Origin of the sequence: Rahnella sp. NRRL B-41462 (assembly GCF_003263525.1) — a bacterium.
Taxonomy (GTDB): domain Bacteria; phylum Pseudomonadota; class Gammaproteobacteria; order Enterobacterales; family Enterobacteriaceae; genus Rahnella; species Rahnella aceris.
In genome coordinates this window covers 99,638-112,995 of the sequence record NZ_JYDF01000023.1, presented here as the reverse complement: position 1 = coordinate 112,995, position 13,358 = coordinate 99,638, and the positions used below count along the sequence as shown (strand labels likewise).

Here is a 13,358-nt window from a genome sequence, read left to right as displayed (position 1 = left end):
GTTTTTTGCTTTCAGAGATGCGGACTCTCCATACTGTCTTCAGTGTGTCAAAAGGCGAAACATGGGTAACCCGTACTCATTAAACGCCCCGATAGCCAGGCGTTTAATGAAGTTTACGATTGTCGCTATTTCGACATTGTCACCAAAATAGGCTTTTTCACGAACAGTCCGTAGCTTAACGCGCCCAGCATCAGTAAACCGGCACCGAGAAAGAAGACGTTGGTGAACTGCCCGGTTGCATCCAGAATAAGCCCGGTGACAATCGGCGCACAGGCCGCCCCCAGGAACCCACCAAAGTTCTGAATGGCGCCCATCGATGCCACCTGCTCTTTCGGCGCAATGTCTGAGGCCAGCGTCCAGATGACACCCTGCGGCAGTTGCGAGAAGAAGTAGCCAACTGACAGCAGCGCGATACTCAGTGTTGTGTTGTGCACAAAAGGAATCGGCGCCACAAAGCAGGCCGCCAGCGCTGCCCCGGCCACAATCGGCACCTTACGCGCGGTAATCGTCTTCACACCGCGACGGATAAGACGGTCAGAGATAGCCCCGCCGCACAGCACACCTAAAATCCCCGCCAGGAACGGAATGGCCGCCAGCCAGCCTGTTTGTTTCAGGCTAAAACCCAGCGATTTTTCCAGGTAGCCCGGCAGCCAGGTCAGGTAAACCCAGATAGTGAACATGATAGAAAAGTTGCCGATCACCATAAACCAGGTGGTTTTATGCCTGAACAACGCTCCCCAACTCGCCTTGTTATTGCCGTTAACTTCGGTCACCGACTTCTGCACCAGCTGAGAATTGGCGTGGATCACCTTTTCTTCGCGCTCGGTCGGATTGCGGTAAAATTTCAGCCATACCAGCAGCAGCGGAATCCCCGCCAGGCCAATGGCAATAAACATGCCGCGCCAGCCGAGCGTTAACAGCAGCACGGTCAGGATTGGCGGTGCAATGGCATTGGCAATCTGCGAACCGGTATTGATGATGGAGGTCGGCAGCGCGCGCTCTTTATCAGAGAACCAGCGGTGAGTAATCTTGATGCCGGAGGTAAAGAACGGTGATTCGGAAATGCCCAGCAGCATGCGCAGGGCATAGAACATGGAATAACCATTAACGAAACCTGCCATCACCGTGAAGGTGGACCACAGCCCCACGCCCCACGAGAACATTTTTTTAGGACCGAAACGGTCAACCAACCAGCCCGCAGGCAGGTTTGCCAGCGCATATGGCCACAGGAAAGCAGACAGCAGCAGGCCCATTTCCGTCTGGCTGAAACCAAACTCTTTCGCAATGGTGGTATTAGCAATACTTAAATTGGCACGGTCGAGATAATTAATGACCGCCGCCATTAACAAAATAAAAATAATGCCCCAGCGCAAGCGTGAAACAACCGGAGCAGCCGTTTTAACCAAAGATGTATCGGGAGGAGAGGTAGCGTCTTTCATCATTTTAATTATCCACTATTAGTTATTCATAAATAAGTCATCATTGAACAGACTCAGGTGAATTTTAATCACAGCTTTACGAATAAAAGACTGACTTCGGGTATTACAGCAAGGGCGATGTAAATCTTGCGGAAAGAAAACGGCAAACATGCCGGGTTCCAAACGAATCAGCGATTCATTATTCGTTTCCTGATAAAACACGATGTCATGCTTCTCCGCCCGGTCTTCTGCCACCTCGTGCTCCGCCGCACCGCGCGCCACACCGATGGTTTCTTCTCCCTGCAAGAGAAATTGAATATCTGCAAACCTGAAATGTGACTCAGCCCGCATTTCATGAGCAGGAACGGTATTCATTTCCTGGAGAAGGCAAAACATCTTGTCCGGAATAATATCGAATTTCCCTGGTGTCAGCGTGGTAAAATCAGTTTGAGTAATATACTCAATACCTTTATTAATAATCGGATGGAAAGCGAATTTCTCACGTTCCCAGTCTCTCAGGCAACATACGATCATGTTGAATAATCCTTTTATATTTATATTCAGGGTCGGATTACGGCTAAAAAGGTTATAGATTTGAAACTGACGGCCTGGCAGCATCATCATGTGCATAGAATATCCGACCAGGCCATTAATCAGCGGATAAGATGGCAACTCATCCGCATCACTCACTCATGGCTATCTCACCTTATACGGCGGCGATTTTTTTCTGCCACAGCGCCGTGCCGCTGTGAATTTGATCCAGCAATACGGTCAGCCCCCAGAACTTTTCCAGCACATTGTCTTTATTCACACGGCAGAACTCGCTGTCGAAAGTGCCCAGACGCTGATGATAAATCTTGGCATTCTTCGGATACCCCAGTGTTTCAGTCACCGCGCCCAGCGACAGGAAAATGGCTAACTCGTCGGCGAGTTGCGGCTGGGTTGCCGCCTTGTGATACAGCCAGCTGTAAAGCTCGGGGTGGAAATTGGTGAACACGCCGCTGAATCCTTTAGACCCCGCCAGCATCGCCGGATAAGCAATCGCGGCATTAGCATTAATGATGTTCAACGGCGTATTTGCCACCAGCTTCACGCGGCGGGTAACGGTTGCCAGGTCACAGCTCACGTCTTTCAGTACAACGAAGCGGCCGGTGTTGGCGCAGTAAGTGAGCTCTTCGTCGGTCAGCAGACGGCGATACGGTGCAGGACACTCATACAAACCCAGCGGCATGGATTCAGGCAAGGCACTCAGCAACTTATCCAGGGTGGCAAAGAAGGTCTCACTGCCCTGATTTTTCGGATCGAGATGGTTGGTGACCAGCACCAGTGCGTCGGCTCCGGTTTTCGCCATCGCACTCAGCTCACTGATTTGGTCATTGATATCATCACTGATATGGCCCGAGGCAATCACCGGCACGCGCCCCGCAACGTGCTTCACCACAAACCCGGCCAGCGCAACGCGCTCTTCGAGGGTCAGAAACTGCATTTCGCTCGACTGACACACGGCGAACAGCGCATCTACACCTTTCTCAAGATACCAGTCGATCAAACGGGTCAGGCCCGGATAGTCAATCTGGTTGTCTTCGGTGAAAGGGGTCAACATCACCGGCACGATGCCTTCAATACTTTTAGTCATGACTGCTCCTTAAGACGGAATCGATTACGTGGCCGCTAAACTCAATGCATCAAGGCAGCGACCGTCACAAGAAACTAAAGAATTACCGCAGCATTTATCGCTGCGCCAGACGTGCTGAAACCTGAGCCTTATCAGGCATGTTTGATGCACCTTCACGCTCGACGGCCAGCGAGGCAAACGCCGCGGCATAGGTCGCCGCCTGAACCAGACTTTGTCCATTGGCAATACCTGAGGCCAGCGCGCCGTTGAAAGCATCGCCTGCACCGGTGGTATCAACGCTCAGCGCCGGGAAGGCAGGAATGTGCTGGAACTGATTACCGTCAAACAGCAACGCGCCGCGCGATCCCATGGTAATAATCACCCGCCTCGCCCCCTGGCTGACGATACGCTGTGCAGCCTCTTTGGCGCTGGCTAAATCCTTCACGTCAATGCCGGAAAGCTGCGATGCCTCAGTTTCATTAGGTGTAATAACGTCAACATATTCCAGACACTCAAGCGCATGGCTCGAGAAAGGGGCCGGGTTGAGTATCACCTTCACGCCCAGCGCTTTGGCCAATTTCATCGCGCTCAGGGTAGCGGCAAAATTGTTTTCGAGCTGTACGAGCAGCACGTCCGAATCTTCCAGTTCGGGGGCGATCGCTGCCACTTCGTCTTCGCTGATGGTTTTATTGGCACCGGAATAAATGGCAATCATGTTCTCGCCGTTTTCCTGCGAGACATAAATGATGGCGTTGCCGGTCGGCTCAGTGTCCGACTGATAAAGGGTAAAGGAGTGGATCTCCGAGGAGGTCAGGTGATCATAAGCAAACTGGCTGAACTGGTCCTTACCCACCTTGGAAACGAAATGCACTCTGGCACCCGCACGACTGACCGCCGTGGCCTGATTCGCCCCTTTGCCGCCCGGGCCGAGCGTGCTGCCCAGCGCCAACAAGGATTCTCCGCCTTTTGGAAAACGTTCAACCTTCGCCACGATATCGACGTTAAATGAACCCAGAATGCAAACCTTACCTTTCATGTTCTTTCCTTTCCCCTGTTGTACGCTCTGCTTTCTTTTCTGACTCTGCAGCCGTTGCAGCAACACTTCAAAGTTGCCTCCGGTGTCAGCAATTAGCTTTGACTGCAAACTCCGCCGTATCACCATTGCACCGCCATGACATCGCTGAACCAATTTTTCAGCCGCCAGGGCATTCAGATCACTGCGAATGGTCTCTCTGGTCACCGCAAACAGGGACGCCAAAACCTCCACTTTTACCCGCTCGTTTTTATCCAGATATTCCAGGATTTGCTGCCGACGTTCTTCAAGAAACATATCCACCCGCCTTCTCTGTATTCAGAATAAGTGCACGAAACTGATTAAAGAGTGATGATGCTCATAGCTTAACCAGCAAAACGGAAGTAAACAAAAATGGGAATTTTTGATTTGGCGAAGTGAGAAGAAAGGAGCAGAAAAGAGCCATCGAAAGTGAGGGGCTGTCAAAAGAGGGCGCGCATTACCCCGGTGCTCGTTTCACCCGGACACACATGACGCCGCCTCTTTTCGTAACAGAAACTATACTTTATTTTCATCAGGATAGTGACGCTGGCAGGATAAAGAATGACCCAACAAAGACCGCAATTTTCATTGAAAGTACTGACGATTAATACTCACAAGGGCTTCACCGCGTTTAATAAACGCTTCATTTTACCCGAGCTGCGCGACGCGGTACGCACCGTCGGTGCCGATATCGTCTGCCTGCAGGAAGTGACGGGCGCACATGATGTGCATTCATTGCACGTGGAAAGCTGGCCGGACACCCCCCATTACGAGTTTCTTGCTGACACCATGTGGAGCGACTTCGCCTACGGGCGCAACGCGGTCTACCCGGAAGGTCATCACGGCAATGCCGTCCTTTCACGCTATCCCATTGAACATTACGAGAATCGCGACGTGTCAGTCGCGGGTAGCGAGAATCGCGGCCTGTTGTACTGCCGTATCGTGCCCCCGCAGCTTGGGTCTCCTGTCCACGTGATTTGCGTACATCTGGGTCTGCGCGAAGCGCACCGCCAGGCGCAGCTCAAGATGCTGGCCGACTGGGTTAACGCTTTCCCGCAGGGAGAACCGGTGCTGGTGGCGGGCGATTTCAACGACTGGCGGCAAAAAGCCAATCGCCCGCTTAAAGTACAGGCGGGACTCGATGAGATTTTCACCCGCGCAAAAGGCCGCCCGGCGCGCACTTTCCCGGTCAGGATGCCGCTTCTGCGTCTTGACAGGATCTATGTGAAAAATGCCAATGCCAGCGCGCCTGCGGTGCTGCCGCTGCGTAACTGGCGTCATCTGTCCGATCATGCCCCGTTAAGCGCGGAGATCCATCTATGAAAACCGCATGGCGGGAAGGCAACCACATCCAGCTTCTGGAAAATGGCGACGAATATTACCCGGCGGTATTTGACGCTATCGATAACGCTCAGCGTAAAGTGATTCTCGAAACCTTTATCTGGTTTGAAGATGACGTGGGTCGCCAGTTACACGCGGTGCTCCTGCGCGCCGCACAGCGCGGTATCGGGGTTGAAGTGCTGCTCGACGGCTACGGATCGCCTGATTTGAGCGATGATTTCGTCGGCGAACTGACTTCAGCAGGCGTGGTGTTTCGCTATTACGACCCGCGCCCGCCGCTGTTCGGTATGCGAACCAATCTCTTCCGCCGTATGCACCGTAAAATTGTTGTCATCGACAATACAGTGGCGTTTGTCGGCGGGATTAATTACTCCGCCGAGCACATGTCCGATTACGGTCCCGAGGCCAAGCAGGATTACGCCGTACGGGTGGAAGGCCCGGTGGTGGATGACATTTTGCAGTTTGAGCTGGAAAATCTGCCTGATCATGCGCATACCCACCGATGGTGGCAGCAACGTCGCCGCTATCATGCGGCGGAAAATCGCAATCCCGGCGAGGCGCAGGCGCTGTTTGTCTGGCGCGATAATGACGATCACCGGGATGATATTGAGCGTCACTATCTGAAAATGCTGGCCAGCGCCAGGCGCGAAGTGATTATCGCCAACGCCTATTTCTTTCCTGGTTACCGTCTGCTTCACGCCATGCGCAATGCAGCCCGCCGCGGCGTGCAGGTAAAACTCATCGTGCAGGGCGAGCCGGATATGCCGATTGTAAAAGTCGGTGCAGAGCTGCTGTACAACTATCTGCTGAAAGGCGGTGTGCAGGTGTATGAATATCGCCGTCGTCCGCTGCACGGCAAGGTCGCGCTGATGGATGCTCACTGGGCGACGATCGGCTCCAGCAATCTCGATCCGCTGAGCCTGTCGCTCAATCTTGAAGCCAATCTGATTATCCACGACCGGACGTTTAACCAGACGCTGCGCGAGAACCTGCACGGTATTATCGCCAGAGACTGCCAGCGCGTGGATCAAACTATGGCCCCGAAACGCACCTGGTGGAACCTGGCGAAAAGCGTGGTGGCGTTTCACTTCCTGCGTAAATTCCCGGCCATGGTCGGCTGGCTACCGGCGCACACGCCAAGGCTTGCCCAGGTAAAGCCGCCCGTACAACCCGAAATTGAAACGCAGGATCGGGTGACGTCAGAGAATTCAGAGGTGAAATCATAATGTCTGCATCACATCCGAAGTGGCGTCTGGCGAAAAAAATACTCACCTGGATTTTCTTTATCGCCGTGGCTGTGCTGCTGGTGGTTTACGCCCGCACGGTCAACTGGGAAGACGTGTGGAAGGTCATTCGCAATTACAACCGCACGCCACTGCTGATATCAGTGGTGCTGGTGATCATCAGCTATCTGCTGTACGGCTGTTACGATCTGCTGGCGCGCGCTTATTGCGGGCACAAACTCGCGGCCCGTCAGGTGATGCTGGTGTCATTTATCTGCTACGCCTTTAACCTCACGCTCAGCACCTGGGTTGGCGGCATCGGCATGCGTTACCGGCTCTACTCCCGCCTGGGTCTGCCCGGCGCCACGATCACCCGCATTTTCTCACTGAGCATTACCACCAACTGGCTTGGCTATATTTTGCTCGGCGGAATTATCTTCACCTTCGGCGTCGTGGAGCTGCCTTCGCACTGGTACATCGACGAAGGCACACTGCGCATTATGGGCATTGTGCTGCTGGCGATGGTGGCCACTTACGTCTGGTTCTGCGCCTATGCTAAACGCCGCCATATGACGGTGAAAGGGCAAAAACTGGTGCTACCGTCGTTTAAATTTGCCGTGGCGCAGATGGTAATTTCCAGCGCCAACTGGATGGCCATGGGGGCGATTATCTGGCTGCTGTTAGGCGAGGATGTGAACTATTTCTTTGTGCTGGGCGTGCTGTTAGTCAGCAGTATCGCCGGGGTGATTGTGCATATTCCGGCGGGGATCGGCGTGCTGGAAGCGGTGTTTATCGCCCTGCTGGCCGGAGAACATACGTCGCAGGGCACGATTATCGCCGCCCTGCTGGCCTACCGTATGCTCTACTACTTCCTGCCGCTGCTGCTGGCGCTGGTGTGCTATTTGATGCTGGAGAGCCGGGCGAAGAAATTGCGGGCGAAGAACCAGAAGGCGATGGCGAAGTAAGCCTTCTGGCTTTATTCCAGACCGGGGATATTCACGCCAAATGTTTGCAGCAGCAGGATGATATTGAGCGCCACAATCACCACGGTGCCGATGATGGAAGTCACGACAGTCAGGCGGCTGTTAACAAACTCCCCCATGATGTCGCGACGGCTGGTGAATATCACCAATGCAATCATCGGCGCAGGCAACGCCAGGCTGAGCACCACCTGGCTGTATACCAGCGCGTCGGTGGCATTAACGCCCATCGCCACCACGATAAACGCAGGGATCATGGTGACCAGACGGCGCAACCAGACGGGAATGCGAAAACCGACGAAGCCCTGCATGATCATCTGGCCTGCCATAGTGCCTACCACTGAACTGGAAATACCGGAAGCAATCAATGACAGCAGGAAGAAACCTGCCGCCCCCGCCCCTAACAGCGGAGTCAGGGTGTGGTAAGCCGTTTCGATTTCCGCCACATCGCTGTGGCCGGCATGGAAGGCACTCGCGGCCATAATCACCATCGCGATATTCACCAATCCGGCGAGGGTCAGCGCGATCACCACTTCAATATTAGAAAAACGCAGCAGTGTACGACGTTCGCCCGGATTCCTGGCATGGGTACGGTGCTGAGTCAGCCCCGAGTGCAGGAAGATCGCATGTGGCATCACGGTGGCTCCGATGATCCCCACGGCAATGGTCAGCGCCTGCGCGTCGGGCAGTTGCGGTGTCACCATGCCCAGACCGGCTGCGGCCCAGTCAACCTGCGCAATAAACATTTCAACCAGATAACACAGTGCAATCACCGCCACTAACCCGCCGATCATCAGCTCAACAGGGCGGAAACCACGCTTTTCCACCATCAAAAGGCCGTAGGTAACCAGCGCCGTGATACCCATCCCGGCCAGTAACGGCATATGGAACAGTAACGACAGGGCTAAAGCCCCCCCGAGGAATTCGGCCAGATCGGTCGCCATTGCGGCGATTTCGCTGCCCACCCACATCCCCCAAACCACGGGTCTGGAGAACTGGTCGCGACACATTTCCGCCAGATTTCTGTTGGTGACGATCCCCAGTCTGGCGGAGAGCGCCTGAAACAGCATGGCGATCATATTGGCCATGACAACCACCCACAGGAGCGCGTAGCCATAGCGCGAGCCAGCCTGAATATTGGTCGCAAAATTACCCGGATCCATATAGGCGATCGAGGCGATCACCGCAGGCCCCGCAAACAACAGCGGTGTCATCAGGCCGCGTTTGCGGCCGGACATGGCGTTAGCAATCGCCGCATTGGTTCTGTCGGTTAGAGAAGAAGTCTGGCCTGTTCCACGCATACTGCCCCGCCCTGTTCTTGCTTGTTATTTTTGTGTGAATTTTATCCGGCAAAGACGAATATAGCACTGGCTATACTCTATAGTGCAAGCTTAGTTTGAGGGTTATTAAGGGCTTTATGTTTCAAAATATGAAACTTGAATCATTGCCTGAGATTATAAAAATGGAATGATTTTTCTGATGATGAATCCGGCGTGACGGCCACACTGACGGCCCTGTGCCCGCGCCTTTCGTTCAGAGGTTATGCGCAACAGCGCGTGAAAACATTGCCGGCATGAAAACCTGACAGACATCACACTTTTCTGACAAACAAACCGGCTGTCCGCCCCCTGCTATCAAGTTTCCTCGCCAGTGTGCCGTTAACTTAATCACTAAAACTCATTCGGTTCACGTGACCAACTTCAGTTTCTTCCCGACAGATTTCTATCCTGTGTTTCCTGACAGGCTACTCCGGTAACGACATTTTACGCACGAGACTGATTGAAATGTTGTCATAACTTAAGGTGCCCGCACCTTTTTAATCGCAATTTCAGGGAGTTACCACTATGTCTTTTAAACACACTACTGTACGCACCCAGCTTACGCTGGGATTTGGCGTTTTAGTCGTCATTGTTCTCGCAGTAGTCCTGCTCTCTATCAACGCGTTAAGCCAGGCCAACAACAGATTCAAAACTCACGTACAGCAGGTTTCCGCCCGTGAGGCGGCTGTGAATTTAATTCTCAGCGGCGTAAAAGACAGTTCATTGAATATTTACGGGCTGGTGCTGGTCAGTGAGGCTGCTGATATCGAAGCAGGTAAAAGACAAGTTGCTGCTGCAGAAGAGAAAACCGCAGCCGCGCTGAACCGGCTTCAGGCGGCAATCAAAGAACACTCTGACGTCACAGATAAGGATCGGCAATTCGTGACCGCGATTTCTAATGCGGAAGAAGGATACCGTCCGGTTGCTAAACATATTGTTGATCTGGCCCTTGAAGAGAAGAAAGCTGAAGCGATTGACCGCATGAATCGCGAGCTACGACCTCAGTTGGCGCTGCTGCTGAATACGACCAATGACTATCTCCAGTACAGTAACGTACGGGCTAAAGAGAGCCTGAATACCGCACAAGATGCGTATCAACAAACCCGCCTCATTTTCATCGTTATCAGCCTGGTCGCACTGAGTCTGGCGGTTATTCTGGGGGGCATTATTATCCGTTCCCTGTTCCGTGCACTGGGTGAAGAACCGCTTGTTTTAGGTCAGGTGGTACAACGTATTGCTGCGGGTGATCTCAGTGAAGTGAAAGGCGCGGAAAACGCACCACAAAACAGCGTCCTGGCAGAGCTTGGCGGAATGCAGGCGAAACTGCATCAGTTAATCAACCAGGTGGCTAATTCCGCTGAAAGCATTGTCAGTGCATCCACCGAAATTACGTTGGGCAATGAGGATCTGAGTCGCCGGACCGAAGCCCAGGCTTCCTCGCTGGAACAGACATCAGCAAGCATGGAGGAACTGACCGCGACAGTGAAACACAACGCCGACAATGCCCATCAGGGGAATCTGATGGCCACAAGTGCGTCACAAGTGGCGCAACGCGGTGGCAACGTCGTTGAACGCGTCGTCAGCACCATGCATGAAATCGCCGAAAGCTCAGGCAAAGTGACACAGATCATCACGGTCATTGAAGGCATTGCTTTCCAGACCAATATTCTGGCGCTTAACGCCGCCGTTGAAGCAGCCCGTGCCGGTGAGCAAGGACGTGGTTTTGCGGTAGTTGCCGGTGAAGTGCGAACGCTGGCACAGCGCAGCGCCAATGCCGCCAAGGAAATTAAAAACCTGATTAGCGAGTCTGTTGAAAGGATTAACGTCGGTTCTAAGCTGGTGGATGAAGCGGGCACCACCATGATGGAAGTGGTGAATGCGGTCAAAGGCGTCAACAGCCTGATGGCTGAGATTACCCTTGCCTCAAGCGAACAACATACTGGCATCGATCAGGTCAATAAAGCCGTGGTCAACATGGACGAGGCGACGCAGCAGAATGCCGCGTTAGTGGAACAAAGTGCGGCGGCAGCAGACAGTTTAAAACAACAGGCCCATATCTTGCTGGAGGGGATTTCTGCATTTGATATTTCACGTGCGGGAAATCTTAATGTCACTGCAACAGCCACCCGCTAAGGTATTTACATGAAAATTTCCTGCGTTTTTGCCGTGGCGACGACCCTGCTGACATCGGCAGCTCTTGCCAGCAGCAATGAGAACATCACGATAGGCCTGATTACTAAAACAGACACCAACCCGTTCTTTTTGAAAATGAAAGAAGGTGCCATGCTGGGGGCCACCGTACACGGGGTCAAACTGCTTACCGCAGCCGGTAAAGAAGACAGCGATTATCCTTCACAGATCATCGCGATTCAGTCCATGGTGGCCTCTGGTGCGACTACGTTGCTCATTACGCCGAGCGATGCTAAGGCCATTGTGCCCGCACTCGATGAGGTCCGGGCGAAAGGCGTGCAGGTTATCGCCCTCGATTCCCCGACGGATCCGATCAGTGCCGTCGATGCCCTCTTCGCCACCGATAACTATAAAGCTGGCGAATTGATTGGCCAGTATGCTCAGGCGGCCATGCCGCTGACGTTCGCGGGACAACCCCTCAAAATAGCGATGCTGGATTTATCGCCAGGACATCTGGTAGGGGCAAGAAGGCACAACGGGTTTATGAAAGGATTGGGTTTAACTGCGGCAGGTGCCGAATCCAGTGAACTGTCAGCCGCACCCGAAATTGTGTGTGCAGGCTATAGCGAAGGGGCAGAGAAACAAGGCTACGAGGTCATGACAAATTGCCTGAAAGCCCATCCGGACATTAATCTGGTTTACACCGTCAACGAACCGGCCGCAGCCGGAGCCTACAAAGCCTTGCAGGAGGCAGGTAAACAAAAGAATGCCATGATTCTCTCTGTTGATGGCGGGTGTGCGGGGGTAAATTACGTACGTGAAGGCAAGATTGCTGCCACGGCCCAGCAGTATCCTTTAACGATGGCGGCGATGGGTGTTGATGCTGCCGTTGCCTATGCCAGACACGGCAAAAAGGTTTCCGGGTATGTGGATACCGGCGTCACGCTTATCGCCGATAAACCTATGCCAGGTCTGGCAAGCAAAGATACTCAGGCAGGGCTGGATGCCTGTTTTGGCGCTAAATAAACAGCTTTTCTGAAGGCAAAAAAAAGCCGGAGAATGTCAGCGCATTCTCCGGCTTTTTTCGTACATCGTCAGAAACAGCGACTGGCGTTAGCCGTACAGCTTCAGACGCGCCGCCTTTTTGGCGAAGGCCAGATCCGCCTGCACCATCTCAATCACCAGATCCTGTAATGAGGTTTCAGGTGCCCAGCCTAACTGACGCCGTGCTTTTGACGGATTAACCGAAACCTTGCTGACCTCCGACGGGCGCATATAGCGCGGATCGACGGCGACAATCACATCTCCGACTTTCAGCGCTGCCGCGACCGGGCTGATAATCGCCGCAATCACCCCTTTTTCCTCCACGCCTTTGCCGACAAACCGCAGTTTGATCCCCAGTTCAAGGGCCGCAAAAGTCACGAACTGACGCACCGTAAACTGCACGCCCGTTGCAATGACGAAGTCCTCCGGTTTGTCCTGCTGCAGCATCAGCCACTGCATTTTGACGTAATCTCTGGCATGCCCCCAGTCACGTAAGGCATTCAGATTGCCCAGATAAAGGCACTTCTCCAGCCCCTGAGTAATGTTCGCCAGCCCGCGTGTGATTTTACGCGTGACAAAACTTTCGCTGCGCCGCGGCGACTCATGGTTAAACAGAATGCCGTTACAGGCATACATACCGAATGTTTCCCGGTAATTCACGGCGGTCCAGAAATCACTGACTCTGGCGACGGTCTCCGAAGGTGGAAGATTAAACGTCACCATTTCATTGATGGTCATCCCGTTAACCAGCCCGCACAACGCGGAAGATGAAGCATGATAATAACGGGTTGTGCGCTCCAGCCCCTCAGAACGGATAGCCTCCAGCATTCTCAGCGCACTGATCCCGGTGACAGGAAATGTAGAATGCGCGGTAGTTTCACTGGTGATATCCAGATTATAAATTTCATCCGGGCGAATTAACGCCAGCAAACTCCTCAGATCTAAGATTTCACCCCAGCCATAATGATGAATATGGAAATCAGGATTGTTTGCATGTAAATCATCAGTGACAAATTCAGTATCGGGTACCGGGCTGTGCAGGATAATCCCATGGACTGTATAGCCTTTTTTAAGCAAAAGCTCAGTCAGATAAGACCCGTCCTGCCCGGAGATATTGGTAATAAGAGCGACCTTAGACATAGTAAACCCTTAGATTACAATTTAAAAAACGCATCCGGACAGATGCACGATTATAATTGCAAGGTTATGTTGAGTAAGATGAATCGCAGAACAA

At 53.1% G+C, this 13,358-nt stretch carries 11 protein-coding genes; 5 read left to right on the top strand and 6 right to left on the bottom strand.

What is annotated here, in order from left to right:
• Window positions 1-125 precede the first annotated feature (125 nt).
• From UC14_RS07625 to rbsK, 4 genes are all read right to left on the bottom strand, one after another.
• On the bottom strand, window positions 126-1,439 hold the full coding sequence (locus UC14_RS07625; RefSeq protein ID WP_173362116.1) for an MFS transporter: 1,314 nt from the start codon (window positions 1,437-1,439) through the stop codon (window positions 126-128).
• Between the two features lie 18 nt (window positions 1,440-1,457).
• Window positions 1,458-1,952 carry a YhcH/YjgK/YiaL family protein gene (locus UC14_RS07620; RefSeq protein WP_198670060.1) on the bottom strand — a complete coding sequence of 165 codons (495 nt, stop codon included), beginning with the start codon at window positions 1,950-1,952 and terminating at the stop codon, window positions 1,458-1,460.
• A 172-nt stretch (window positions 1,953-2,124) separates the two neighbouring features.
• A complete protein-coding gene (locus tag UC14_RS07615) occupies window positions 2,125-3,054 on the bottom strand; it encodes a dihydrodipicolinate synthase family protein (protein WP_015690356.1) in 930 nt (309 codons plus the stop codon).
• A 94-nt stretch (window positions 3,055-3,148) separates the two neighbouring features.
• Window positions 3,149-4,363, bottom strand: a complete 1,215-nt coding sequence (gene rbsK / locus UC14_RS07610) for a ribokinase (protein WP_112197496.1) — start codon at window positions 4,361-4,363, stop codon at window positions 3,149-3,151.
• 285 nt (window positions 4,364-4,648) lie between these two features.
• Between rbsK and UC14_RS07605 the strand changes: the two genes are divergently transcribed.
• From UC14_RS07605 to UC14_RS07595, 3 genes are read left to right on the top strand one after another with little or no spacing between them, the layout of a single operon-like run.
• The gene (locus UC14_RS07605; protein ID WP_013576859.1) at window positions 4,649-5,410 is read left to right on the top strand and encodes an endonuclease/exonuclease/phosphatase family protein; all 762 of its coding nucleotides are present in this window, start codon (window positions 4,649-4,651) and stop codon (window positions 5,408-5,410) included.
• Window positions 5,407-6,654 (top strand): cardiolipin synthase ClsB, encoded by a 1,248-nt coding sequence (clsB, locus tag UC14_RS07600; protein WP_013576860.1) that lies wholly within the window; start codon window positions 5,407-5,409, stop codon window positions 6,652-6,654. Before UC14_RS07605 ends, clsB begins: the two co-directional genes overlap by 4 nt.
• Complete coding sequence (locus UC14_RS07595; RefSeq protein WP_015690358.1) at window positions 6,654-7,616, top strand: YbhN family protein; 963 nt, start codon at window positions 6,654-6,656, stop codon at window positions 7,614-7,616. The genes clsB and UC14_RS07595 overlap by 1 nt, the downstream gene beginning before the upstream one ends.
• Before the next feature lie 11 nt (window positions 7,617-7,627).
• On the opposite strand, the gene UC14_RS07590 is transcribed toward UC14_RS07595, so the two are convergent.
• Window positions 7,628-8,932, bottom strand: coding sequence for an Nramp family divalent metal transporter (locus tag UC14_RS07590; protein WP_013576862.1), 1,305 nt, complete (start codon window positions 8,930-8,932; stop codon window positions 7,628-7,630).
• 543 nt (window positions 8,933-9,475) lie between these two features.
• Between UC14_RS07590 and UC14_RS07585 the strand changes: the two genes are divergently transcribed.
• Together UC14_RS07585 and UC14_RS07580 are read left to right on the top strand one after the other, a co-directional pair.
• Window positions 9,476-11,083 (top strand): methyl-accepting chemotaxis protein, encoded by a 1,608-nt coding sequence (locus UC14_RS07585; protein WP_013576863.1) that lies wholly within the window; start codon window positions 9,476-9,478, stop codon window positions 11,081-11,083.
• A 9-nt stretch (window positions 11,084-11,092) separates the two neighbouring features.
• Window positions 11,093-12,106, top strand: coding sequence for a substrate-binding domain-containing protein (locus UC14_RS07580; protein ID WP_037033306.1), 1,014 nt, complete (start codon window positions 11,093-11,095; stop codon window positions 12,104-12,106).
• Between the two features lie 87 nt (window positions 12,107-12,193).
• Here the strand turns inward: UC14_RS07580 and UC14_RS07575 are convergent, their stop codons facing one another.
• Window positions 12,194-13,264: a GDP-mannose 4,6-dehydratase gene (locus UC14_RS07575; RefSeq protein WP_015690360.1), complete on the bottom strand. Its 1,071-nt coding sequence runs from the start codon at window positions 13,262-13,264 to the stop codon at window positions 12,194-12,196.
• Between the last annotated feature and the right edge of the window lie 94 nt (window positions 13,265-13,358).

What these genes read in the sequence shown, in the direction of transcription:
- UC14_RS07625 (WP_173362116.1), bottom strand. Translation starts at nt 1,439, where the DNA reads ATGAAAGACGCTACCTCTCCTCCCGATACATCTTTGGTTAAAACGGCT.
- UC14_RS07595 (WP_015690358.1), top strand. Translation starts at nt 6,654, where the DNA reads ATGTCTGCATCACATCCGAAGTGGCGTCTGGCGAAAAAAATACTCACC.
- UC14_RS07585 (WP_013576863.1), top strand. Translation starts at nt 9,476, where the DNA reads ATGTCTTTTAAACACACTACTGTACGCACCCAGCTTACGCTGGGATTT.
- clsB (WP_013576860.1), top strand. Translation starts at nt 5,407, where the DNA reads ATGAAAACCGCATGGCGGGAAGGCAACCACATCCAGCTTCTGGAAAAT.
- UC14_RS07590 (WP_013576862.1), bottom strand. Translation starts at nt 8,932, where the DNA reads ATGCGTGGAACAGGCCAGACTTCTTCTCTAACCGACAGAACCAATGCG.
- UC14_RS07605 (WP_013576859.1), top strand. Translation starts at nt 4,649, where the DNA reads ATGACCCAACAAAGACCGCAATTTTCATTGAAAGTACTGACGATTAAT.
- UC14_RS07620 (WP_198670060.1), bottom strand. Translation starts at nt 1,952, where the DNA reads ATGATCGTATGTTGCCTGAGAGACTGGGAACGTGAGAAATTCGCTTTC.
- UC14_RS07575 (WP_015690360.1), bottom strand. Translation starts at nt 13,264, where the DNA reads ATGTCTAAGGTCGCTCTTATTACCAATATCTCCGGGCAGGACGGGTCT.
- UC14_RS07580 (WP_037033306.1), top strand. Translation starts at nt 11,093, where the DNA reads ATGAAAATTTCCTGCGTTTTTGCCGTGGCGACGACCCTGCTGACATCG.
- rbsK (WP_112197496.1), bottom strand. Translation starts at nt 4,363, where the DNA reads ATGTTTCTTGAAGAACGTCGGCAGCAAATCCTGGAATATCTGGATAAA.
- UC14_RS07615 (WP_015690356.1), bottom strand. Translation starts at nt 3,054, where the DNA reads ATGACTAAAAGTATTGAAGGCATCGTGCCGGTGATGTTGACCCCTTTC.